The 21903-nt window shown below is 57.0% G+C and carries 23 protein-coding genes and 1 tRNA gene; 11 read left to right on the top strand and 13 right to left on the bottom strand.

Going from position 1 to position 21903, the window contains the following annotated elements; translation table 11 throughout:
* Window positions 1-79 precede the first annotated feature (79 nt).
* Both FS690_RS17960 and FS690_RS17965 read left to right on the top strand, forming a co-directional pair.
* Window positions 80-155, top strand: a tRNA-Lys gene (locus FS690_RS17960).
* Window positions 156-366: 211 nt separating this feature from the next.
* Window positions 367-702 carry a FlxA-like family protein gene (locus FS690_RS17965; RefSeq protein ID WP_145340197.1) on the top strand — a complete coding sequence of 112 codons (336 nt, stop codon included), beginning with the start codon at window positions 367-369 and terminating at the stop codon, window positions 700-702.
* On the opposite strand, the gene FS690_RS17970 is transcribed toward FS690_RS17965, so the two are convergent.
* Window positions 699-1619 (bottom strand): LysR family transcriptional regulator, encoded by a 921-nt coding sequence (locus tag FS690_RS17970; RefSeq protein ID WP_071668080.1) that lies wholly within the window; start codon window positions 1617-1619, stop codon window positions 699-701. The two genes, FS690_RS17965 and FS690_RS17970, sit on opposite strands and share 4 nt — an antisense overlap.
* 99 nt (window positions 1620-1718) lie before the next feature.
* On the opposite strand from FS690_RS17970, the gene FS690_RS17975 reads away from it, so the two are divergent.
* Window positions 1719-2717 carry a bile acid:sodium symporter family protein gene (locus tag FS690_RS17975; RefSeq protein ID WP_145340199.1) on the top strand — a complete coding sequence of 333 codons (999 nt, stop codon included), beginning with the start codon at window positions 1719-1721 and terminating at the stop codon, window positions 2715-2717.
* Between the two features lie 26 nt (window positions 2718-2743).
* Here the strand turns inward: FS690_RS17975 and FS690_RS17980 are convergent, their stop codons facing one another.
* From FS690_RS17980 to zipA, 3 genes are all read right to left on the bottom strand, one after another.
* Window positions 2744-2965: a DUF3820 family protein gene (locus tag FS690_RS17980; RefSeq protein ID WP_071668082.1), complete on the bottom strand. Its 222-nt coding sequence runs from the start codon at window positions 2963-2965 to the stop codon at window positions 2744-2746.
* Between the two features lies 1 nt (window position 2966).
* Window positions 2967-4985, bottom strand: coding sequence for an NAD-dependent DNA ligase LigA (gene ligA, locus FS690_RS17985; protein ID WP_145340201.1), 2019 nt, complete (start codon window positions 4983-4985; stop codon window positions 2967-2969).
* A 100-nt stretch (window positions 4986-5085) separates the two neighbouring features.
* Window positions 5086-6093, bottom strand: a complete 1008-nt coding sequence (gene zipA / locus FS690_RS17990; protein WP_145340203.1) for a cell division protein ZipA — start codon at window positions 6091-6093, stop codon at window positions 5086-5088.
* 217 nt (window positions 6094-6310) lie between these two features.
* Between zipA and cysZ the strand changes: the two genes are divergently transcribed.
* The 6 genes from cysZ (at window position 6311) to crr (ending at window position 11263) form a co-directional block, all read left to right on the top strand.
* The gene (cysZ, locus tag FS690_RS17995) at window positions 6311-7069 is read left to right on the top strand and encodes a sulfate transporter CysZ (RefSeq protein ID WP_039379442.1); all 759 of its coding nucleotides are present in this window, start codon (window positions 6311-6313) and stop codon (window positions 7067-7069) included.
* Window positions 7070-7211: 142 nt separating this feature from the next.
* Window positions 7212-8183 (top strand): cysteine synthase A, encoded by a 972-nt coding sequence (cysK, locus tag FS690_RS18000; RefSeq protein ID WP_039379445.1) that lies wholly within the window; start codon window positions 7212-7214, stop codon window positions 8181-8183.
* A gap of 16 nt (window positions 8184-8199) precedes the next feature.
* Window positions 8200-8394 carry a hypothetical protein gene (locus FS690_RS18005; RefSeq protein WP_039379447.1) on the top strand — a complete coding sequence of 65 codons (195 nt, stop codon included), beginning with the start codon at window positions 8200-8202 and terminating at the stop codon, window positions 8392-8394.
* Between the two features lie 180 nt (window positions 8395-8574).
* Window positions 8575-8832 (top strand): phosphocarrier protein Hpr, encoded by a 258-nt coding sequence (ptsH, locus tag FS690_RS18010; RefSeq protein ID WP_007889063.1) that lies wholly within the window; start codon window positions 8575-8577, stop codon window positions 8830-8832.
* A 157-nt stretch (window positions 8833-8989) separates the two neighbouring features.
* A complete protein-coding gene (gene ptsI, locus FS690_RS18015; protein WP_039379450.1) occupies window positions 8990-10717 on the top strand; it encodes a phosphoenolpyruvate-protein phosphotransferase PtsI in 1728 nt (575 codons plus the stop codon).
* Window positions 10718-10759: 42 nt separating this feature from the next.
* Complete coding sequence (gene crr, locus FS690_RS18020) at window positions 10760-11263, top strand: PTS glucose transporter subunit IIA (protein ID WP_039379452.1); 504 nt, start codon at window positions 10760-10762, stop codon at window positions 11261-11263.
* A 54-nt stretch (window positions 11264-11317) separates the two neighbouring features.
* Here the strand turns inward: crr and FS690_RS18025 are convergent, their stop codons facing one another.
* From FS690_RS18025 to FS690_RS18065, 9 genes are all read right to left on the bottom strand, one after another.
* Window positions 11318-12676 (bottom strand): ATP-binding protein, encoded by a 1359-nt coding sequence (locus FS690_RS18025; RefSeq protein ID WP_145340205.1) that lies wholly within the window; start codon window positions 12674-12676, stop codon window positions 11318-11320.
* A complete protein-coding gene (locus FS690_RS18030) occupies window positions 12673-13353 on the bottom strand; it encodes a response regulator transcription factor (RefSeq protein WP_108569467.1) in 681 nt (226 codons plus the stop codon). The genes FS690_RS18025 and FS690_RS18030 overlap by 4 nt, the downstream gene beginning before the upstream one ends.
* A 141-nt stretch (window positions 13354-13494) precedes the next feature.
* The gene (cysM, locus tag FS690_RS18035; RefSeq protein WP_145340207.1) at window positions 13495-14376 is read right to left on the bottom strand and encodes a cysteine synthase CysM; all 882 of its coding nucleotides are present in this window, start codon (window positions 14374-14376) and stop codon (window positions 13495-13497) included.
* Window positions 14377-14448: 72 nt separating this feature from the next.
* Window positions 14449-15537, bottom strand: a complete 1089-nt coding sequence (gene cysA, locus FS690_RS18040) for a sulfate/thiosulfate ABC transporter ATP-binding protein CysA (RefSeq protein WP_108569466.1) — start codon at window positions 15535-15537, stop codon at window positions 14449-14451.
* Window positions 15527-16399, bottom strand: a complete 873-nt coding sequence (cysW, locus tag FS690_RS18045) for a sulfate/thiosulfate ABC transporter permease CysW (protein WP_104085263.1) — start codon at window positions 16397-16399, stop codon at window positions 15527-15529. Before cysW ends, cysA begins: the two co-directional genes overlap by 11 nt.
* Window positions 16399-17232, bottom strand: coding sequence for a sulfate/thiosulfate ABC transporter permease CysT (cysT, locus tag FS690_RS18050; RefSeq protein ID WP_039379465.1), 834 nt, complete (start codon window positions 17230-17232; stop codon window positions 16399-16401). The genes cysW and cysT overlap by 1 nt, the downstream gene beginning before the upstream one ends.
* Window positions 17232-18248 carry a sulfate ABC transporter substrate-binding protein gene (locus FS690_RS18055; protein ID WP_039379467.1) on the bottom strand — a complete coding sequence of 339 codons (1017 nt, stop codon included), beginning with the start codon at window positions 18246-18248 and terminating at the stop codon, window positions 17232-17234. The genes cysT and FS690_RS18055 overlap by 1 nt, the downstream gene beginning before the upstream one ends.
* Before the next feature lie 203 nt (window positions 18249-18451).
* On the bottom strand, window positions 18452-19066 hold the full coding sequence (locus tag FS690_RS18060; RefSeq protein ID WP_108569464.1) for an RpoE-regulated lipoprotein: 615 nt from the start codon (window positions 19064-19066) through the stop codon (window positions 18452-18454).
* Window positions 19067-19143: 77 nt separating this feature from the next.
* On the bottom strand, window positions 19144-19569 hold the full coding sequence (locus tag FS690_RS18065) for a GNAT family acetyltransferase (protein ID WP_039379472.1): 426 nt from the start codon (window positions 19567-19569) through the stop codon (window positions 19144-19146).
* Between the two features lie 209 nt (window positions 19570-19778).
* Between FS690_RS18065 and amiA the strand changes: the two genes are divergently transcribed.
* Both amiA and hemF read left to right on the top strand, forming a co-directional pair.
* Complete coding sequence (gene amiA / locus FS690_RS18070; protein WP_145340209.1) at window positions 19779-20636, top strand: N-acetylmuramoyl-L-alanine amidase AmiA; 858 nt, start codon at window positions 19779-19781, stop codon at window positions 20634-20636.
* Between the two features lie 47 nt (window positions 20637-20683).
* Entirely contained in the window at window positions 20684-21607 is a 924-nt protein-coding gene (hemF, locus tag FS690_RS18075; RefSeq protein WP_039379477.1) for an oxygen-dependent coproporphyrinogen oxidase, read from the top strand.
* Window positions 21608-21903: the final 296 nt, after the last annotated feature.

The raw sequence follows: 21903 nt of genomic DNA on the forward strand, positions 1-21903 counted from the left end.
GGTGATTAGCTCAGTTGGTAGAGCATCTCCCTTACAAGGAGGGGGTCGGCGGTTCGAACCCGTCATCACCCACCACTTCGGGTCGTTAGCTCAGTTGGTAGAGCAGTTGACTTTTAATCAATTGGTCGCAGGTTCGAATCCTGCACGACCCACCAAATTCAGAAAAAAGCGCCCTATGGGCGCTTTTTTTGTTTCTTTTGGGCGGCGTTAATACCGCCCCTACAAATAAGCCGCTCTGCTCGCACCTGTAGGGGTCGCATTTATGCGGCCCTGAAATCAGCGCGGCCCTCAACATTCCAGGTTGCACGCCTGAAGCCTTTACTTCTGCTGCCGATAACCTTCAGAGTTTATGGCAAGGAGAAAATGATGACGACAATATCAGGTATCAGCACTATCGGGGCCGGGGGCAGCAGCGGAGGCGGGGCAGCCTCTGAGATTGCCGCTATTAATAAACAGATCGCCGCTATTACCAGCCAGCTCAAATCTCTGGCGGACAATCATACGCTGACGCAGGAGCAAAAATCAGAACAGCAGCAGATGCTGGAGAGCCAGATCCAGATGCTCTATGCACAGATTGCTCAGATTCAGCAGCGCGAAGCGGAAAAGGCAGAACAGCAGCAGCAGACTGAACAGCTGGTGAGCGCCCGGGCGGATGGCATTAACCGGCCAACGCCAGACAACCAGCTCGACGTCTATATCTAAAACGCCGGATAGAGTGAGCGAGTCTGCGTCAGCAGCTCAGCCTGCTGACGCACTTCCTGCCAGACCGCCTCCGCAGCGGGCGTAAGCGAACGGTTTTTACGTTTGATCAGCATCAGACTGCGGTTCATCTCCGGATAAAGCCGGCGTACCACCAGCTTACGTCCCGAAGGCAGCGGCAGCGCCAGCGCCGGTAAAATGCTGATGCCGATGCCCGCTTCCACCATCGGATAGAGGGTCGCCGGATGACCAATCTCCTGTACCACATTCACCCTGACAGCGAGCTGCTGCAGTATCGCGTCCACCAGCATCCGGCTGCCTGAGGCGTAGTCCTGCAGTACCATATTGCGATCTGTCAGCATCGCCCAGGTAACGCTCTCGGTTTGCGCCAGCGCATCATTCTGGTGACAGAGCAGCAGGAAAGGCTCCTGCAGGATCTCTTCGGCGTCAAACTCTGCGTCACCCAGCGGGCCAATCACAATCCCGAAATCAACTTCCGCATTACGCACGCTGTGCAACACGGCCTGCTGCACCCTGTCGTGCAGGATCACGCGGATATCGGGATAGTGCTGCTGCGTGCTGGCCAGACATTGCGGCATCAGATGCGCAGAGGGCGTCTGACTGGCCGCAACCCGTACGGTCCCGCTGCGCTGCTCGCCGTAACTGCGCACATCCAGCAGCGTGGTATTCAGCTCTTCCAGCAGGCGCGTCAGCCGGGTTGCCAGCTGCTGCCCTGCCCCGGTGAGTAATACTTCACGCGTCGTGCGGTCCAGCAGGCGCACGCCTATTTCCGCCTCCAGCTCTTTCACGCTATGGCTTACCGCCGACTGGCTTAACCCTATCAGCTGCCCCGCCTGGCTAAAGCTTCCCTGTCGGGCAACAGCAACAAAAGTACGCAGCTGGCGTAACGTATAATTCATCGATTCTGCTCATAGATTAATGCAATAAATCAATTTTATTTCTAAACGCGCTTAGCGCACAATCTCTGCCAGACTTTTTCTTTTAACCGGACGTTAACAATGGGCTTTTTACGACTCGATCCAATGATGATCAAACTCATCATTACCGTACTGCTGGCCAGCTTTCTGCCGGCACGCGGCGGTTTTGTCGACTTTTTTGAATACCTCACCACTGCCGCTATCGCCCTGCTCTTCTTTATGCACGGTGCCAAACTGTCGCGCGAGAAGATTATTGCCGGCAGCAGCCACTGGCGTCTGCATCTGTGGATTATGTGCAGCACGTTTGTGATTTTTCCGGCGCTCGGGCTGCTGCTGGTCTGGTGGCACCCGGTTAACGTCGGGCCTGAAATCTATACCGGCTTCCTCTACCTCTGCATTCTGCCTGCCACCGTACAATCCTCTATCGCCTTTACCTCTATGGCAGGCGGGAATGTTGCGGCGGCGGTCTGCGCTGCGTCCGCCTCCAGCCTGCTGGGCGTGTTTATTTCCCCTCTGCTGGTCAATCTGGTAATGAACGTGCACAGTGCGGCGCCGGGTAACGGCCTGGAGCAGATTGGTAAGATTGTGATGCAGCTGCTGGTGCCGTTTGTTGTCGGTCATCTCTCCCGCCGCTGGATCGGCGGCTGGGTGGAAAAGCATCGCAGCCTGATTGGCAAAACCGATCAAACCTCGATTCTGCTGGTTGTCTATTCAGCCTTTAGTGAAGCGGTGGTAAATGGCATCTGGCATCGCGTGGGCGTCGATACCCTGCTGTGGATTCTGGCAGGCAGCCTGCTGCTGCTGCTGATTGCGCTGACAATCAATATTGGTGCCTCACGGCTGTTTGGTTTCAGCCGGGCTGATGAGATTGTGGTGCTGTTCTGCGGTTCGAAAAAGAGCCTGGCGAACGGCGTGCCGATGGCTAATATTCTTTTCCCGGCCAGTGCGGTAGGCATTATTGTGCTGCCGCTGATGATCTTTCATCAGGTACAGCTGATGATCTGCTCGTTCATTGCTCAGCGCTATAAAGCAGGTAATGAAAAGCGGCTGGCGCAGCAGCCAGAGGTGCAGAAGTCATAAAAAACGGCCCGCGCAAGCGGGCTTTTTTATTGCGGGGGGCGCCTGAGCGGTGCGATCAGCCCCTGCAGCCCCTCTATTTTAATCGCCAGCGTCAGCTGCATCAGCTCGCCCAGCGTACCCGCCGGAAACGCATTTTTGCGCGCAAACCAGAGCAGGTACTCTTCCGGCAGATCGATCAGCAGCCGGCCCTGATATTTACCAAACGGCATCACCGTGCTGGCGATAGCCAGCAGCTGCTGTTTCTCCATATTATGCGTCCAGCAGGCGGATCATCTCCGCTTCGTCAATAACCGGAATACCCAGCTCCTGGGCCTTCGCCAGCTTGGAGCCCGCCGCTTCGCCGGCGATCAGCAGATCGGTTTTCTTTGATACGCTGCCGCTGACTTTAGCGCCCAGCGCGGCAAGACGCGCTTTCGCATCATCGCGATTCATCTGCGACAGAGAGCCGGTAAGCACCACCGTTTTACCGGCAAAGGGACTGTCGATCTCTTCTGCTTTGATCACCGCGACGGCAGGCCAGTGAATGCCGATCTCTTCTGTCAGCTCGCGGATCACCTCACGGTTGCTCTCTTCTTCCATAAAATTGCGGACGTGAGCGGCAACAACCTTACCCACATCCGGCACGGCAATCAGCGCATCGAGATCGGCATTCATCACCCGCTCCAGCTCGCCAAAGTGACGGGCGAGGTTAGCTGCCGTGGCTTCACCCACCTCGCGGATCCCCAGCGCATACAGGAACCGCGGCAGCGTCGTCAGTTTAGCTTTTTCGAGTGCGGCCACCACGTTTTGTGCCGATTTCGGCCCCATGCGATCCAGTCCGGTCAGTTTACCGGCCGTCAGGCGAAACAGATCGGCTGGCGTTTTCACATACTCTTTCTCAACCAGCTGATCGATGATTTTATCTCCCATGCCATCCACATCCATGGCGCGACGCGAGACAAAATGCTTAAGCGCCTCTTTACGCTGGGCACCGCAGATCAGCCCTCCGGTACAGCGCGTTACCGCTTCACCCTCTACCCGCTCCACGTCAGAGCCACACACCGGGCAGTGCTGCGGAAACACAATTTCACGCGCGTCAGCCGGCCGGTCAGACTCTACCACGCTGACCACCTGCGGGATCACGTCGCCAGCGCGGCGAATCGCTACCCGGTCGCCGATGCGCAGGCCGAGACGGGCGATCTCATCGGCGTTATGCAGAGTGGCATTACTTACCATGACGCCTGCGACCTGCACGGGTTCGAGACGCGCTACTGGCGTAATGGCTCCGGTGCGTCCGACCTGAAACTCAACGTCGCGCACCACGGTCAGCTGCTCCTGTGCCGGGAATTTGAAGGCGATCGCCCAGCGCGGCGCGCGCGCCACAAAACCGAGCCGCTCCTGCAGCGCCTGTGAATCGACTTTGATTACCACGCCGTCGATATCAAACCCGAGTTCAGGCCGCTCCTGCTCAATATGATGATAAAACGCCAGCGCTTCATCAGCGGTATGAACCCGTTTTATCCGCTCACTGACCGGTAAACCCCAGGCTTTAAACTGCTGCAGGCGTTCCCAGTGGCTGGCCGGGATCTCGCCGCCCTCCAGCAGGCCAAAACCGTAGCAGAAGAAGGTTAGCGGGCGTCTGGCGGTGATGCGGGGATCGAGCTGACGCAGTGAGCCGGCTGCCGCATTGCGCGGATTCGCAAAGACTTTGCCACCGGTACGCCGCGCTTCCTCATTGAGCTTTTCAAACCCGCTTTCAGTCATAAACACTTCACCGCGCACTTCCAGCCGCGCCGGGATATTATCGCCCCGCAGCCGCAGCGGGATCGCCCGGACGGTGCGCACGTTAGCGGTGATATTTTCGCCGGTTGTGCCGTCGCCGCGGGTAGCGGCCCGCACCAGTAAGCCGTTTTCATACAGCAGGCTGACCGCCAGACCATCAAGTTTGAGTTCACAGCAGTAGGTCAGCTCATCGCTGCTCTTAAGCCGATCCTGTACGCGTTTGTTAAAGGCGCGGAACCCTGCCTCATCAAAGGTGTTATCCAGCGACAGCATCGGCACTTCATGCCGCACCTGCTCAAAAGCGGTCAGCGGCGCCGCGCCGACCCGCTGCGTAGGTGAGTCGGGGGTAATCAGATCGGGATGCGCACGCTCCAGCTCGCGCAGCTGATTCATCAGCCGGTCATATTCAGCATCCGGGACTTCCGGCGCATCCATCACGTGGTAGAGATACTCATGATGACGCAGCGTGGTACTGAGCGCTGCGATCTGCTCCTGAACTGATTTCATAGTGTTTATCCGATAAAAAACCCCCGGCTGGCGGGGGTTGAGAGTGACTCTGTTTCACGCTGCAAATGGCGGGCGTAAACATGTAATACTGCCGTAGCGGTTAGCCGCCAACCACCTCGCGAATGCGGGCTTTGTAAGTCTCAAGCTTCTGCGGCGTCATCATGCGACGCTCGTCATCCAGCACCACGCCGCCGACGTCATCGGCAATACGCTGGGCTGACTGCAGCATCAGCTTAAAGTTCTGATGCGCGTCGCCGTAGGATGGCACCATCATAAACATTGAGACGCCAGGTGTCGTGAAGTCGCCCATGGTGTCAGGGTTGAAGGAACCCGGCTTCACCATGTTAGCAAGACTGAACAGAACAGGGCCGCTGCCGGCCGGACTCAGATGGCGGTGAAAAATGTTCATCTCGCCAAACTGGAAGCCCGCCTGTAACACGCCCTGCAGCAGCGCTTCACCGTTGAGCGCACCGCCTGCATGAGCGGCAACGTGCAGAACCAGTACCGTCTCTTTTTTACTGCCAGGCGCTGCAGGCTGCGGTTCCTGCGGGGCTGGCGTCGCTTCACGCTCAGGTACGGCTTCAGGCTCAGGTGCAGCGCTGAATTCCGGAGCGGGCTGTGCCGTTGGAAGAGGTTCGTTATCCAGCAGCGGATCGGACTGTACCGGCGCAGGCTGCGGTTTCGCAACCGGCTGCGGCGCAGCAGGCTGCTGCACAGGCGGCGGAGAAACAGGCTGCTGCGGCGCGGAGTGCGCAGGCGCAGGCTTGCTGTCCAGCAGCGGATCGCCCGTCAGCGGGGTTTCATGCTGTGTGAAAGGCTGGCGTGCCGGCTCCGGCGCTCGCGGCGCGGCCGGTTTGGCTGGCGGCGCGGTGAACACAGGTTCATCACTGTCGTCATGCTGACGATGGACGCGCACTTCACCGACGCCATCCTCTTCATCACTCAGCAGATCGTCATCCGCATCATCGCGCTGTTTGAGACGTTTGTGCGGGCGATCGCGAAATACGGACGAACGCTCTTTACGACTGGTCCACAGTCCGTGAAGAAGCAGCGCTATTATGGCGATCGCGCCAACAACGATTAATATCAGACGCAAATCCTGCATCATTGTATTCTCTGTTGTTCCAATACCTTGCCACCACGGCAAACTTTATCCTCTAACTGTATTTGCCCTGCTACACAAGTGCAAGTCTGCGCACTATTTTCTGACAAATAAGATAGCCAGCCGACGCTTTTTCGCTGTTTTTTCGCACAAAGCAGGCCAGCTCACCGGGAAAAGCCAGGGTATGATGTTGATGCTGCTACTTACAGGAGAAAGGCTTGTTATGCCCGCAGAGAATTCAGTCTCATCATTTAATGGTCTTCACTACTTTGCCCGCGGCTGGAACCTGGTGCATATGCGGGGGATACGCCGCTATGTCATTGTGCCGCTGCTGGTGAATGTGCTGCTGCTCGGCGGCGCGTTTTACTGGCTGTTCCGGCGGCTGGGAGAGTGGATCCCTCAGCTGCTTTCACACGTGCCCGACTGGCTGCAGTGGCTGAGCTATCTCATCTGGCCGCTCTCGGTGATTTCAATCGTGCTGGTGTTTGGCTATTTTTTTTCCACGCTCGCCAACCTGATTGCCGCTCCCTTTTGCGGCCTGCTGGCTGAACAGCTGGAGGGACAACTCACCGGCAGGCCGCTGCCTGACAGCGGCTGGATGGGCCTGCTTAAAGATCTGCCGCGCATTATGAAACGTGAACTGCAGAAGCTGGGTTACTACCTGCCGCGTGCGCTGGGCCTGCTGCTGCTCTATTTTATCCCTGGCTTTGGTCAGATAGTGGCGCCGGTATTGTGGTTTCTGTTCAGCGCATGGATGCTTTCTGTCCAGTACTGCGACTATCCGTTTGACAACCATAAGGTCAGCTTTCCGCATATGCGCACTGCCCTGCGGCGGCATAAAGTCGCCAATATGCAGTTTGGCGCGATGGTCAGCCTGTTTACCATGATACCCATTCTGAATCTGGTGATTATGCCGGTGGCCGTATGCGGGGCGACCGCGATGTGGGTCGATCGCTATCGTGCTGATTTAGCTCGTCATTAACCGCAGTAATCCAGGCTTATGCTTTTTTCCGCACGGCTTATGGTCAGGGGCTATATAGATATACTATTTCTTTCCTTCCGCGCGGAGACAGAACAGGTATCCTCAAAGGGTTCCCAATATTTCATACAGTTAAGGACGGGCAATGAGTAAGATCTACGAAGACAACTCGCTGACAATTGGTCATACGCCGCTGGTTCGACTGAACCGCATCGGTAACGGACGTATTCTGGCGAAGGTCGAGTCGCGTAACCCGAGCTTCAGCATCAAGTGCCGTATCGGTGCCAATATGATTTGGGATGCAGAAAAACGCGGAATTCTGAAGCCTGGCGTAGAACTGGTTGAGCCGACCAGCGGTAACACGGGTATCGCCCTGGCATACGTCGCCGCTGCACGCGGCTACAAGCTAACGCTGACCATGCCAGAGACGATGTCAATTGAGCGTCGTAAGCTGCTGAAAGCGCTGGGTGCCAATCTGGTGCTGACCGAAGGGCCAAAAGGCATGAAAGGTGCCATCGCCAAAGCGGAAGAGATTGTTGCCAGCGATCCGGATAAGTATGTTCTGCTGCAGCAGTTCAGCAACCCGGCTAACCCGGAGATTCATGAAAAAACCACCGGGCCGGAAATCTGGGAAGATACCGACGGCGAAGTCGATGTCTTTATTGCCGGTGTAGGAACCGGCGGCACGCTGACCGGCGTAAGTCGCTATATCAAGAATACCAAAGGCAAAAAAGAGCTAATTACCGTGGCGGTAGAACCTACCGATTCGCCGGTTATCGCACAGGCGATGGCGGGTGAAGAGATCAAACCGGGTCCGCACAAAATTCAGGGCATCGGTGCAGGCTTCATTCCCGGTAACCTTGATCTGCAGCTGGTCGATCGGGTTATTGCCATCACCAATGATGAAGCGATCAGCACGGCGCGTCAGCTGATGGAAGAAGAAGGTATTCTTGCCGGCATCTCATCGGGTGCGGCGGTGGCTGCTGCGCTGAAGCTGCAGGAAGATGAAGCCTTCGCAAATAAGAATATTGTGGTGATTCTGCCCTCTTCCGGCGAACGCTATCTCAGCACCGCACTGTTTGCCGATCTGTTCACGGAAAAAGAGCTGCAGCAGTAATCGTCAAAGTCTTAAAGTGTCGAAAAAAGCACCCCTCCGGGTGCTTTTTTGTGGCGCAGATCTCACTTTCATCACCGGGCAGATTGATTTCAGTGATGCCGCTCTGGTATTTAAGCTGCCAATTATTTCGGTGCCTGAAATTAATCTGCCCTTGAAGTGGATCAAGCTGAATCGATTTACTGATTTGGCGAAATGGCGAATCACGGCATAATTAACCCGGTGACGAACAAACGCAGTTGTTGATCCGTCATTGCAAAGATGGCTTATTCATCAGAGCGCCCTTTTCTGGTCAGCATGATGCCATACCAGCGCACCTACACAGGCTAAAGTTACGGCTCCAGGCTAGACTTTAGATCCATAACACCAAACCTGAAAAAGTTGGGGAAATAGCATGTTCCAGCAAGAAGTTACCATTACCGCACCAAACGGTCTGCACACGCGTCCTGCTGCACAGTTCGTCAAAGAAGCTAAGGCGTTCCAGTCAGAAATCACAGTGACTTCCAACGGCAAATCTGCCAGCGCAAAAAGCCTGTTTAAGCTGCAGACGCTGGGTCTGACCCAGGGAACCGTTGTCACGCTCTCTGCTGAAGGTGAAGATGAGCAGCAGGCGGTTGAACATCTGGTTAAGCTGATGGCCGAGCTCGAGTAAATTCGCGCGGTCACCACCAAATCGACTCCTTTGCCCCATTGAGTGCAACTATCTTGATCGCGGACAACCTGTCCGCGATATCGCTTCACTAGAGTACTGCTCCACGACAATGGCAATGCATCGGGTCAACGAGCCATCGTGATAAAAAGGTAGGGTTATGATTTCAGGCATTTTAGCATCACCGGGTATCGCTTTCGGCAAAGCACTGCTGCTGAAAGAAGATGAGATCGTCATCAACCGTAAAAAGATTACAGACGACCAGGTTGATCAGGAAGTTCAGCGCTTCCTTGATGGACGTAGCAAAGCAGCAGAACAGCTTCAGGCGATCTGCGTCAAAGCCGGTGAAACCTTCGGTGAAGAGAAAGCGGCGATCTTTGAAGGTCACATCATGCTGCTGGAAGACGAAGAGCTTGAGCAGGAAATCATTGACCTGATTAAAAAAGATCATGTCACCGCTGACGCTGCGGCTCACTCTGTGGTTGAAGGCCAGGCTAAAGCGCTGGAAGAGCTCGATGATGAGTATCTGAAAGAGCGCGCAGCTGACGTACGTGATATCGGTAAGCGCCTGCTGCAGAACATTCTTGGCCTGCATATGGTCGATCTCGGCTCTATTGCTGAAGAAGCGATTCTGGTCGCAAAAGATCTGACTCCATCAGAGACTGCGCAGCTTAACCTGAAAAAGGTGCTGGGCTTTATCACCGATCTGGGTGGACGCACCTCGCACACCTCAATCATGGCGCGCTCGCTGGAACTGCCTGCGATTGTCGGCACCGGTAGCGTGACCACCACCGTTAAAAACGGTGATTTTCTGATTCTGGATGGCGTAAACAACAAAATTTATGTCAATCCGACTGAAGCGGAACAGGAAGAGCTGAAAGCGATTCAGACTCAGTACCTTTCTGAGAAACATGAGCTGGCCAAGCTGAAAGATCTGCCTGCCATTACGCTGGATGGTCATCAGGTTGAAGTCTGCGCCAACATCGGTACCGTTCGCGACGTGGCGGGTGCAGAGCGTAATGGTGCAGAAGGCGTGGGCCTCTATCGTACCGAATTCCTGTTTATGGACCGTGATTCGCTGCCTTCAGAAGAGGAGCAGTTCCAGGCCTATAAAGCCGTCGCAGAGGCCGTAGGTTCTCAGGCGGTTATCGTGCGCACGATGGATATCGGCGGCGATAAAGATCTGCCTTACATGAACCTCCCGAAAGAAGAGAACCCGTTCCTCGGCTGGCGTGCAATTCGTATCGCAATGGATCGTAAAGAGATCCTGCATGCCCAGCTGCGCGCCATTCTGCGCGCCTCCTCTTTTGGCAAGCTGCGTATCATGTTCCCGATGATTATTTCGGTGGAAGAAGTACGCTTCCTGAAAGCGGAGCTGGAGACCCTGAAAGCGCAGCTGCGTGAAGAGGGCAAAGCCTTTGATGAGTCCATTGAAGTGGGCATCATGGTGGAAACCCCGGCTTCAGCCGTTATCGCCCGTCATCTGGCGAAAGAAGTCGACTTCTTTAGTATTGGGACAAATGACCTGACGCAGTATACTCTGGCGGTCGATCGTGGTAATGATTTGATTTCACACCTCTATAACCCAATGACGCCATCTGTACTTGGCCTCATTAAGCAAGTGATCGACGCATCACATGCCGAAGGGAAATGGACCGGCATGTGTGGTGAGCTGGCGGGTGATGAACGTGCTACACTACTGTTACTGGGAATGGGGCTGGACGAATTCAGCATGAGTGCCATTTCGATCCCGAGCATTAAGAAAATCATTCGTAATACCAATTACGAAGATGCTAAGGCTCTGGCAGAGCAGGCTCTGGCTCAACCCACAGCGGAAGATTTGATGAATCTGGTCAACAAGTTCATTAAAGAAAAAACGCTCTGCTGATCCACGTGATGCTGGCCCCAAAATACTGCTTAGGAGAAGATCATGGGTTTGTTTTCTAAACTTTTTGGCGAAAAATCAGAGAGCGCGTCAGGGACTATCGATATCGTTGCGCCTCTGTCAGGCGAAATTGTCAATATTGAAGACGTACCTGATGTCGTGTTTGCTGAGAAAATCGTGGGCGATGGTATCGCAATCAAACCGACTGGCAACAAAATGGTTGCACCGGTTGATGGTACTATCGGCAAGATTTTCGAAACTAACCACGCGTTTTCCATTGAATCAGACAACGGCATTGAGCTGTTTGTCCACTTCGGTATCGATACGGTAGAGCTGAAAGGTGAAGGCTTTAAACGTATCGCCGAAGAAGGTCAGAAAGTGAAAAAAGGCGACGTTGTGATCGAGTTCGATCTGCCGCTGCTGGAAGAGAAAGCGAAATCCACGCTGACACCGGTTGTGATCTCGAATATGGATGAGATCAAAGATCTGACCAAGCTTTCCGGTCAGGTAACTGTTGGCGAAACGCCGGTTATTCGTATCAAAAAATAACGGACGTTAGCACTCTCTGAAAACGGCACCCGATGGGTGCCGTTTTTGTTTTCGCTACGCTTTGCGCCAGTGCGGGAGCCTGAGAATCACCTCAAGACCACCTTCCGGCATATTCTGCGCCTGAACTTCGCCATGATGAGCCAGCATCACCTTACGGACGATAGATAGCCCGAGGCCGTAACCTTTTCCGGCCAGCGGCGTGTTTACCCGCACAAAGGGATCGAAGATACTGGAGAGTTTGCTGTGATCGACGCCGGGTCCGCTATCGCGGATGCAGATCGTCAGCCAGGCGGCTTCCGCGTGCAGATCTACCCGGATCACCTGCCCCTGCTGCGAAAAACGCAGCGAATTTCGCAATACATTCTCTGCGCCGCGCCGGATCAGCTCGGCGTTACCGCGCACCGTATAGTCAGCCGTCTCATCGGCGGTAAACTCCACCAGCACGCCAGTCAGCTGCGCTTCATAGCGCAGATCGGTTATAACCACCTCCAGCAGCCCGAGAAGATCAAAGTAATCTTCTCCCGGCAGGCTTTCGTGACTGACGCGTGACAGCGTCAGCAGCTCGCCAATCATCTTGTCGAGGCGACGCGCTTCCTCATCAATGCGGTTAAGCGATACCGCGACCGTTGCCGGCGTCTGACGCGCCAGCCCGGTTGCCAGCTGCAGGCGTGCCAGCGGTGAACGCAGCTCGTGAGAGATATCGTGCAGCAGCGCCTCGCGGGCGTTAATCAGCGTATCGAGCCGCTCTACCATGGCATCAAAATCGTGCGCCACGCTGGAGAGTTCATCGTGACGACGGCGCATCAGCGGCCAGAGCCGCACCGAGAGATCGCCACTGGCTACGCGGGCGAATCCTTCGCGCAGCTGGCGCATCGGGCGCGTAAGATTCCAGGCGAGCAGCAGGCTGAAGAGCAGCCCCAGCGCACCGGCGAAGATAAACATCGGTTGCGGAATATTCAGAATGCGGCGCGGGCGCTCGCCTAAGGTGCTGTCGCGCCGCAACGCCCTGACGTCATAACGCAGCTCCCAGCCGTTGCCGTCTGCGTCTGTTACCTGGCGCACTATCACGTCAGGAATGGGGCCGTGAAACGGCGCGCCAAACGCTGGCTGCGTCCTGCCGGCGGCGCGCGGCGCCGTCGCACGCTGGGGCAGCACCGAGAAAAACTGACGATCTTCCGCAGACCAGTCAGCCATCATGTCGTCAAGCGCAGCCGGACCGCCGCGCTCAAGAACGGAGACAGCGGAGGCCATCTGCAGATTCACAATGCGCCGTACAGCGGCAATGTCGGGCGGCTCATGCCGGCTGCCCGACAGCGCAAAGCCGAGCCAGAGCAGCTGGCTGATAATCAGAAATACCAGCCAGAAACCCAGCAGGATTTTCCAGAACATGCGCCCGCGATAGCTGCGCTTCATCGGACGCGATAGCCAATACTGCGCACGGTTTCAATCGTCACGCTCTCAGCTGTCAGCGCCGCCAGTTTCTGCCGGATATTGCTGATATGGACATCAACGCTGCGATCGTAAGCTTCCCGCGACCGTCCCAGCCCCTGCTCAGAGAGTTCATCTTTGGTTACCACCCGCTCAGGCGCCCGCAGCAGCAGCTGCAGCAGGTTAAATTCTGACGCGGTCAGCTCCAGCGCCCTGCCCTGCCATGCGGTAACGCGGGTCGCCGGGTTGAGCGTCAGGTCACCCAGGCAGAGCGGCTCCTTTTTATCCGCCACCGCCGGCAACTCCTCCACGCGGCGCAAAACCGCACGCAGGCGCGCCACCAGCTCGCGCGGATAGCAGGGTTTCGGGACATAATCATCCGCGCCCATCTCCAGCCCGATCACGCGATCAATATTGTCGCCTTTTGCCGTCAGCATGATCACCGGCAGGCGGCTGTTCTGGCGCACCTGACGCAGCACGTCGGTGCCGCTCATGTCAGGCAGCATGATATCCAGGATCATGGCGCTGTAGCTGCCTGACAGTGCCCCCTCAATCCCGGCGCTGCCGGTCAGGGCAAGCTGCGTTTCAAAGCCTTCAGCAAGCAGGTACTGGCTGAGCATGGTGCCCAGCTCAGCGTCATCATCAACAAGCAGGATTTTCATCGGTTTCTCTCAGCTAAAGTGGTGCTATTTTGTGCCGATTGCGGGAGAAACGCAGCAGGATTTACGCGATCCTTACAGTCAGATGCGCGGATACAGAAGCGGCAAGCCGGTCAGCGCAGCAGGCTGACCGGGCAGATGCTGTCAGTGAAAAACACCGGTGGAGAGATAACGATCGCCGCGATCGCAGACGATCGCCACTATCACGCTGCCGGGCTGCGCCCGGGCGATGCGCAGCGCCCCCGCCACGGCGCCGCCGGAGCTCACGCCGCAGAACAGCCCTTCACGCTGCGCCAGCGCACGCATCGTCTCTTCCGCTTCCTGCTGCCCCATATCCATGATCTCGTCTACCACCTCAGGGCGCCAGATGCCAGGCAGATAGGCTTCAGGCCAGCGACGAATACCGGGTATGGCGCTGCCTTCCTGCGGCTGCAGGCCAATCACTTTGACCGCCGGCGCGTGCTCTTTCAGGAAACGGCCCACGCCGCTGATGGTACCGGTGGTGCCCATACTGGAGACAAAGTGCGTCAGACGCCCGCCGGTCTGCTGCCAGATTTCCGGAGCAGTGGTGAGATAGTGGCCCAGCGGATTATCGGGATTGTTAAACTGATCGAGCACCCGGCCTTCGCCGCGATCGGCCATCGCCTGCGCCAGATCGCGTGCGCCTTCCATGCCCTGTTCACGCGTAACCAGCACCAGCTCGGCCCCGTAAGCGCGCATCGCATCCTGCCGCTCCTGACTCATGTTCTCCGGCATCAGCAGCCGCAGCCTGTACCCTTTGAGCGCGGCGATCATCGCCAGCGCAATACCGGTGTTGCCGCTGGTGGCTTCAATCAGCCTGTCGCCGGGCCTGATTTCACCGCGCAGCTCAGCCTGATGAATCATCGACCAGGCCGCGCGATCTTTCACTGAGCCGGCCGGGTTATTCCCCTCCAGCTTCAGCCAGACTTCGCTGCCATTATCGGGCGACAGGCGTCGCAGCCTGATCAGCGGCGTATTGCCGATGGTATTTTCCAGAGTGGTCACGATCGTTTTCCAGGCGCAAGAGAGGCAATAAAAACGGGCGGGAAAGTCCCGCCCGAAAGAGATGTCAAAATATCAGGCGCTCTCGGCAAAGGCAACCGGGCGCAGCGGGGTATTCCCCTGATAGAGGCGGGCCTGCTGCAGCCCCACAAACAGACGCTCACCGCGTACCGGGGCCGCCTGCTCACCTTCGAAGACCAGGGTAAACGGCTCAGCGTGCCAGCCAGCGGCCTCGACAACCAGCTGCCAGAAGTGTCCGCGCGGGCTCACTTCCAGCACCTGCACCGGCAGCGGCGTCTCCAGGCTGCTCTGCCGCGACACGTCCACTTCCCACGGGCGCAGGAAGAGTTCAACGCGACCCTGATGCGCTGGCGTATAGCCCAGCGGCCAGTGATGGGCGGCAACGTGGAACTGTGAGCCGTGTACTTCGCCCTCAAAGCGATTGACCTCGCCCAGGAACTCCAGCACAAAGCGGGTAGCGGGTTCGCGCCATACTTCATCCGGGGAACCTGTCTGTTCAATGTTCCCCTGGCTCATTACGACCACGCTGTCCGCGACTTCCATCGCCTCTTCCTGGTCGTGCGTAACAAACACGCTGGTAAATTTCAGCTCTTCATGCAGCTGACGCAGCCAGCGGCGCAGCTCTTTACGCACCTGCGCATCGAGTGCGCCGAACGGCTCATCCAGCAGCAGGATCTGTGGCTCTACCGCCAGCGCACGCGCCAGCGCCACGCGCTGCTTCTGTCCGCCAGAGAGCTGGGCCGGAAAGCGGTTTGCCAGGTGCGCCAGCTGTACCATCTCCAGCAGGCGCGTGACGCGCTGTTTGATCTCAGCGGCTGAAGGGCGCTCGCGGCGCGGCAGCACCGTCAGGCCAAAGGCGATATTGTCAAACACCGTCATATGGCGGAACAACGCATAGTGCTGGAAAACAAATCCCACCTGGCGATCGCGGGCGTGAATGCGGCTGACATCTTTGCCATGAAAGTAGATCTGTCCGCTGTTCTGATGCTCCAGCCCGGCGATAATACGCAGCAGCGTGGTTTTGCCCGAGCCGGAAGGGCCCAGCAGCGCCACCATTTCGCCGGAAGGAATATCCAGAGAGATATCATTCAGCACCGGGGTGCGGCCAAAGGCTTTATTAATTTGTTTGATCTCAATGCTCATGATTTTCCTCCTGTTGGCGCTTCTGCTGATGCTCTAATCGCCACTGCACCACGCTTTTCAGAAACAGCGTTACAATTGCCATCAGGGTCAGCAGCGCGGCGGCAGTGAATGCGCCCACGGTGTTGTAATCCTGATGCAGTAATTCAACCTGAAGCGGTAACGTATAGGTCTCACCGCGAATCGATCCTGACACCACCGACACCGCACCAAACTCACCGATGGCGCGCGCGTTGGTCAATACCACGCCGTAGAGCAGCGCCCAGCGAATGTTGGGCAGCGTTACGCGGCGAAACATCTGCCAGCCCGATGCGCCAAGCAGCACCGCAGCTTCATCTTCGTTACTCCCCTGACTCAGCATTACCGGTACCAGCTCACGCACCACAAACGGACAGGTGACAAATACGGTCGCCAGCACCATGCCGGGCCAGGCAAACATAATCTGAATATTGTGGGCATCGAGCCAGCCGCCCGCCGGGCCGTTAACGCCCCAGAACAGCAGATACATCAGGCCCGCCACCACCGGTGATACCGCAAACGGAATATCAAACAGCGTCAGCAGCAGCTGCCGTCCCGGAAAGGTAAAGCGGGTGACCAGCCACGCCAGCAGCGTGCCAAACACCAGGTTTACCGGAACGGTAATGAGCGCAACCAGCACCGTCAGCCAGATCGCGTGCAGCATGTCGCCATCCTGCAGGTTGCTGAACGCCTGGCCTGCGCCCTGCGCCAGCGCCTCCCAGAAGATAGAGATCATCGGCACTACCAGCAGCAGTATCGATATCAGTGCGCCGGTGCCAATCAGCAGCCATTTGCCCCAGTTAAAAGGCTCACGCTCAGCGCGATTGAGGTGTGAAATCTCCGCCATTAGTGACCTCCCAGGCGACGGCCAAAGCGGCTCTGCAGCGTATTAATGGCAAACAGCAGCAGCAGCGAGGCGGCAAGGATCACCGAGGCGATAGCGCTGGCGGCCGGATAATCAAACTCCTGCAGACGAACAAAAATCATCAGTGACGTCACTTCCGTTTTCCAGGCGATGTTGCCGGCGATAAAGATCACCGCACCAAACTCCCCGAGGCTGCGGGTAAACGAGAGCGCCGTTCCGGCCAGCAGCGCCGGAGCCACCTCAGGCAGCACCACGCGCCGGAAGCTTTGCCACGGCGTGGCACCCAGCGTTTCCGCCGCTTCCTCATATTCCGGGCCCAGCTCTTCCAGTACCGGCTGAACGGTACGCACCACAAACGGAATGCTGGTAAAGGCCATCGCTACTGCGATACCAATCCAGGTATAAGAGACTTTGATATCAAAATGCGCCAGCCACTGACCATACCAGCCGTTAACGGAAAAGAGTCCGGCCAGCGTCAGCCCCGCTACCGCTGTGGGCAGGGCAAACGGCAGATCCATCAGGCCATCCAGCAGCGTACGCCCCGGAAAACGATAACGGGTCAGGATCCACGCCATCAGCATGCCAAACACCGCGTTGAACAGCGACGCGACGCCGGCTGACAGCAGCGTTACTTTATAAGCCGCTACCAGCTGCGGACTGGAGATCACCGCCCAGTACTGCGCCAGCGTCATCTGCGACAGCTGCATCAGCAGCGCGCTGATAGGCAGCAGCAGAATCAGGCAGGTAAACAGCAGGCTGGTGCCGAGGCTCAGGCCGAAACCTGGCAGGACGCGTTTTTGTGCTGTAGCAAACATCAGCCGCGCCCCGCTGCCAGTAATTTATCCAGCTCACCGCCGCTGACGAAATGCGTTTTCATTACCTGCTCCCAGCCGCCAAACGCCTCATTGACGTTAAACAGTGTGGTCTGCGGGAAGCGATCCTTCTGCTCTGCCATCAGCTGTGGATTGTTCACGCGGTAGTAGTAACGGGTGATAATCGCCTGAGCCGCTGGGGTGTAGAGATAGTTCAGATACGCTTTAGCTGCGTCAGCGGTGTTGTTATGCGCCACATTCTTATCTACCCAGGCAACCGGGAACTCCGCCAGGATGTTGTTGCGCGGCACAATCACTTCGTAATCATCTTTGCCATACTGATTGCGGATATTGTTTACTTCTGACTCAAAGCTAATCAGGACGTCACCCAGACCGCGTTCAGCAAACGTGGTGGTCGCGCCGCGCCCGCCGGTATCAAACACCTCAACGTTCTTCAAAAACTTCTGCATATAGGCTTCAGTTTTTGCGCGATCCTGACCGTCAGCTTTTTCCGCTGCGCCCCAGGCGGCAAGATAGGTATAGCGGCCGTTGCCGGAGGTTTTCGGATTCGGGAAAATCAGCTTTACGTTGTCGCGCGCCAGATCGGCCCAGTCATGGATCTGCTTTGGATTACCTTTGCGCACCAGAAACGCCATGGTGGAGTAGAACGGCGAGCTGTTATTTGGCAGACGACTTTGCCAGTCAGCGGCAATCAGGTTGCCTTTATCATGCAGCACCTGCACATCAGTGACCTGGTTGTAGGTAACGACATCTGCCCGCAGCCCCTGCAGGATAGCCAGCGCCTGTTTGGACGAGCCGGCGTGAGACTGCTTAATCGTGAGTTTATCGCCAGGGTGTGCCGCATCCCACTGCTGTTCAAAGGGTGCGTTGAGTGCCACAAAAAGTTCGCGTGACACATCATACGAGCTGTTCAGCAGCTCCGTTGCCTGCGCCGCCGCTGCCAGCGACAGTGACAGCGCCACGCCGCTGAGCCATGTTTTCAAAACCGGAAGTGTCATGCAGCACCCTGATAAATAGAAATCCAGCCTGGACCAGTAGATGCTGTCAGTGTATTTATAACTTCCCGGAAAGCAGTAACGGTTTTATATATCTTTTGGGGATTTAAAAGTCGAAAAAGGCATAAGCGATCGGCAGAGAAAAGCAGGTTTTCAGAAATATACGCAGGCGGGTGTGGGCCGCCTGAAAGCGGCCCCCGGCAGGGTTAGCGCTGCCAGACAATTTTACTGATCGTCCAGCTTTTCAGCGTGTCATCTGAAGGCATCAGACCCGCCGGGCCGTGCCATTTGCCGCTGTAGACATAGAAGATATGCTGACTGCCCGGCGCCTGGCACTCAACGTCGTGCGCATCGAGGCCTGCGACCATTTTGCAGTTGTTGAAGGCTTTAGTGAACGTATCGCTGAAGCGGTCACCGATTTTACTGCCGCTGCTGCTCTCCGCTGCCGCATCCAGCACCTCGATCCGTTCAACGGTGGGTTTACCGCTGATGATCAGCTTCACCTTACCATCCTGCAGCGCCTGCCAGAACTCAGCCACCTCGCCCTGTTCGCTGCGCATACCCTGCCGCAGCTGGTAATCATTATTCAGCGCCTGCGAAATAGACGATTCACTCATCAGGGTGCTGCCATTGAGACCCGCCACACCCTGCTCAGTTACCTGCAGAGAACCGCCAAACCAGCTTAGCGGGTTGAGCGCGGCCCAGTGGTAAGTCAGCGGATTATACCAGTGGCTCTCATGCTCAGCCGGTGCCTGCCCGGTAGTGGCGCAGCCTGACACGGCCAGCGCCGCCGCCAGCGCCGCAAAACGTACAGCTTTCATGCTAACTCCATGGTTTCAACTTTATTGCGTGCCTCTTGGAGTCACGCGATGGCAAAAAGTTTAGCCGGCCGGATCAATCAATATTCGCGATCTTCAATCAGCCGCTTGCCCAGCAGCAGCGCCTCCACGGGTTCATAGTCGAGCTTTTCATAAAATGCGACGACCTGATCGTTCTCTTCCCGCACCATAAGATGAATTTTCGGGCAGCCGCGGGCAATCAGCTTTTTCTCCAGCCGGTTCATCAGCGCATTGGCAAAGCCGCGCCCCTGATAGTCCGGATGCACAGCCAGATAGTAGGCTGAGCCGCGATGACCGTCGTAGCCGCCCATCAGCGTGCCGACCACTTCGCCGCCCACTTCAGCGACCAGAAACAGTTCCGGGTCATGATTCATTTTGCGTTCGATATCCAGCTCCGGGTCGTTCCACGGGCGTAACAGATCGCAACGCTCCCAGAGCGTGATTACTTCATCAAAATCTTCCTGGCGGAAAGAGCGAATTTCCATCGACGTATCCTGCTGATCGGCATAATTCGCTGATTATCACGCATTCTTTGCGTGGCGCAACCCTCCTGCTCCGCAATGGCAGAAAAAAGCGGCTAAATCCCGGTTAGCACCGTGCAATACAAAGTAATACGCTGAAATGGTTGCGGGGTCGCCGTGCTGCGGCGGTTACGTTATAACACTGGGCTTATTTCTCCGCCAGGGACCTGTAAATGAAAAAGATTTCACTGCTTTCACGCCTGACTAACCGCCGCCAGCTGATCCTTTCGGGACTGGCGCTGGCGGTGCTTTCGCCGCGCGCAATTCAGGCGAAGGAGACACGGGCAGAGATCACAGCGGCGGCGCGTCATGCCGCACCGAAACCTGCTGCCAGCGGTAAGCGAATTGTGATGATCGATCCCGGTCATGGCGGTATCGACTCCGGCGCGGTGGGACAGGAAGGCGCGGAGGAGAAGCATATTGTTCTGGAGATTGCCAATACCGTGCGCACGCTGCTGCAGTCACATCCGCATATTGAGGTGCGACTGACGCGCGACAGTGACCACTTTATCCCTCTCTATCAGCGGGTGGAGATTGCACATCAGCACGGCGCGAGCCTGTTTATGTCGGTTCACGCTGACGGCTTTACCAGCCCGGATGCCAACGGCGCCTCGGTATTTGCCCTCTCCAATCGCGGCGCCAGCAGCGCAATGGCACGCTATCTGTCGCAGCGTGAAAACGATGCAGATAAAGCAGGCGGCGCCGCCGTACAGCAGAAAGATCACTATCTGAATGAGATTCTGTTTGATCTGGTGCAGACCGATACGATTCGCAACAGCCTGACGCTGGGCAAGCACGTCCTGGATCAGATCCGCCCGGTGCATCATCTGCACAGTCAGCATACCGAGCAGGCCGCCTTTGCCGTGCTGAAGTCGCCCTCTATTCCCTCCGTGCTGGTTGAAACCTCGTTTATTACCAATCCGCATGAAGAGCAGCTGCTGGGCACTCCCGCCTTTCGCCATAAGATCGCCACCGCCATTGCCAGCGGAATTGTTAACTATTTTGCCGCATACGATCGTCGCCAGGCGTGATCCCGGGCTGTGGTAAGCTTACGGCACATTTACAGAGAGAGTGACGCATGAGCAATCCCGATATTTCACGCGTTAAGGCGTTTTTGCTGACGCTGCAGGATGAGATCTGCAATCAACTGGCCGCAGCGGATGGCGGCGCAACGTTTGCCGAAGATAGCTGGCAGCGTCCCGGTGGCGGTGGCGGACGCAGCCGGGTTCTGCGTAACGGCACGGTATTTGAGCAGGCCGGGGTCAACTTTTCCCATGTGCATGGCGACCAGATGCCCGCTTCAGCCACCGCGCATCGTCCGGAGCTTGCCGGACGCAGTTTTGAGGCGATGGGCGTTTCACTGGTAGTCCATCCGGAAAACCCCTATGTGCCGACCAGCCACGCTAACGTGCGCTTTTTCATCGCTGAAAAACCCGGTGCCGATCCGGTCTGGTGGTTCGGCGGCGGGTTTGATCTGACGCCCTACTACGGTTTTACCGAGGATGCCATGCACTGGCATCAGACCGCAGCCAATCTTTGCGAGCCGTTTGGCGAGGATGTCTATCCGCGCTATAAAAAATGGTGTGATGACTATTTCCACCTGAAGCATCGCAATGAGCAGCGCGGTATCGGCGGTCTGTTTTATGACGATCTGAACACGCCAGACTTTGACCGCTGCTTTGACTTTATGCAGGCGGTCGGCCGCGGCTATCTGCAGGCCTATCTGCCGATTGTTGCACGCCGTAAAGCACTGCCGTGGGGCGATCGCGAGCGCCAGTTCCAGCTCTACCGCCGCGGGCGTTACGTTGAGTTTAATCTGGTGTGGGACCGCGGCACGCTGTTTGGTCTGCAGACTGGCGGCAGAACCGAGTCAATTCTGATGTCGATGCCGCCGCTGGTGCGCTGGGAATATGACTATCAGCCCGAGCCCGGCTCACCGGAAGCGCAGCTTTATACGGATTTTCTCCCCGTGCGGGAGTGGCTTAGCGGGAGTGGCGCTTAGCAGCGCGGGAGTTGTGCGCTGGGCAGCGCGGGAGTTGTGCGCTGAGCAGCGCGGGAGTTGTGCGCTGAGCAGCGCGGGAGTTGTGCGCTGAGCAGCGCGGGGGCTGGGCGCTGAGCAGCGCGGGGCTGGGCGCTAAGCAGCGCGCGGCACCGGAGGGGTTCCGCCCGCCAGGCTTCTGGCAGTTTCAGCGGCATTTCCGCACGCGGACGGGCTAAGGGCCGGGTGGGCGCGCCCCTTAGCAATCCGCGCCCCGCGCCGTCCTCGCGAATTCCCGGACTTATCCCTCCGGCCTTAAC

It is taken from the genome of Pantoea sp. PSNIH1 (assembly GCF_007680655.1).
GTDB classification, from domain to species: domain Bacteria; phylum Pseudomonadota; class Gammaproteobacteria; order Enterobacterales; family Enterobacteriaceae; genus Pantoea; species Pantoea eucrina.

Bases quoted from the DNA above. Each gene is read 5' to 3' on its own strand.
- cysK (WP_039379445.1), top strand. From the start codon at position 7,212: ATGAGTAAGATCTACGAAGACAACTCGCTGACAATTGGTCATACGCCG.
- FS690_RS17975 (WP_145340199.1), top strand. From the start codon at position 1,719: ATGGGCTTTTTACGACTCGATCCAATGATGATCAAACTCATCATTACC.
- hemF (WP_039379477.1), top strand. From the start codon at position 20,684: ATGAGCAATCCCGATATTTCACGCGTTAAGGCGTTTTTGCTGACGCTG.
- FS690_RS17980 (WP_071668082.1), bottom strand. From the start codon at position 2,965: ATGGAGAAACAGCAGCTGCTGGCTATCGCCAGCACGGTGATGCCGTTT.
- amiA (WP_145340209.1), top strand. From the start codon at position 19,779: ATGAAAAAGATTTCACTGCTTTCACGCCTGACTAACCGCCGCCAGCTG.
- ptsH (WP_007889063.1), top strand. From the start codon at position 8,575: ATGTTCCAGCAAGAAGTTACCATTACCGCACCAAACGGTCTGCACACG.
- cysZ (WP_039379442.1), top strand. From the start codon at position 6,311: ATGCCCGCAGAGAATTCAGTCTCATCATTTAATGGTCTTCACTACTTT.
- FS690_RS18055 (WP_039379467.1), bottom strand. From the start codon at position 18,248: ATGACACTTCCGGTTTTGAAAACATGGCTCAGCGGCGTGGCGCTGTCA.
- FS690_RS18030 (WP_108569467.1), bottom strand. From the start codon at position 13,353: ATGAAAATCCTGCTTGTTGATGATGACGCTGAGCTGGGCACCATGCTC.
- zipA (WP_145340203.1), bottom strand. From the start codon at position 6,093: ATGATGCAGGATTTGCGTCTGATATTAATCGTTGTTGGCGCGATCGCC.
- ptsI (WP_039379450.1), top strand. From the start codon at position 8,990: ATGATTTCAGGCATTTTAGCATCACCGGGTATCGCTTTCGGCAAAGCA.
- cysW (WP_104085263.1), bottom strand. From the start codon at position 16,399: ATGGCGGAGATTTCACACCTCAATCGCGCTGAGCGTGAGCCTTTTAAC.
- ligA (WP_145340201.1), bottom strand. From the start codon at position 4,985: ATGAAATCAGTTCAGGAGCAGATCGCAGCGCTCAGTACCACGCTGCGT.
- cysA (WP_108569466.1), bottom strand. From the start codon at position 15,537: ATGAGCATTGAGATCAAACAAATTAATAAAGCCTTTGGCCGCACCCCG.
- FS690_RS17965 (WP_145340197.1), top strand. From the start codon at position 367: ATGACGACAATATCAGGTATCAGCACTATCGGGGCCGGGGGCAGCAGC.
- cysT (WP_039379465.1), bottom strand. From the start codon at position 17,232: ATGTTTGCTACAGCACAAAAACGCGTCCTGCCAGGTTTCGGCCTGAGC.
- crr (WP_039379452.1), top strand. From the start codon at position 10,760: ATGGGTTTGTTTTCTAAACTTTTTGGCGAAAAATCAGAGAGCGCGTCA.
- FS690_RS18025 (WP_145340205.1), bottom strand. From the start codon at position 12,676: ATGAAGCGCAGCTATCGCGGGCGCATGTTCTGGAAAATCCTGCTGGGT.
- FS690_RS18065 (WP_039379472.1), bottom strand. From the start codon at position 19,569: ATGGAAATTCGCTCTTTCCGCCAGGAAGATTTTGATGAAGTAATCACG.
- FS690_RS17970 (WP_071668080.1), bottom strand. From the start codon at position 1,619: ATGAATTATACGTTACGCCAGCTGCGTACTTTTGTTGCTGTTGCCCGA.
- FS690_RS18060 (WP_108569464.1), bottom strand. From the start codon at position 19,066: ATGAAAGCTGTACGTTTTGCGGCGCTGGCGGCGGCGCTGGCCGTGTCA.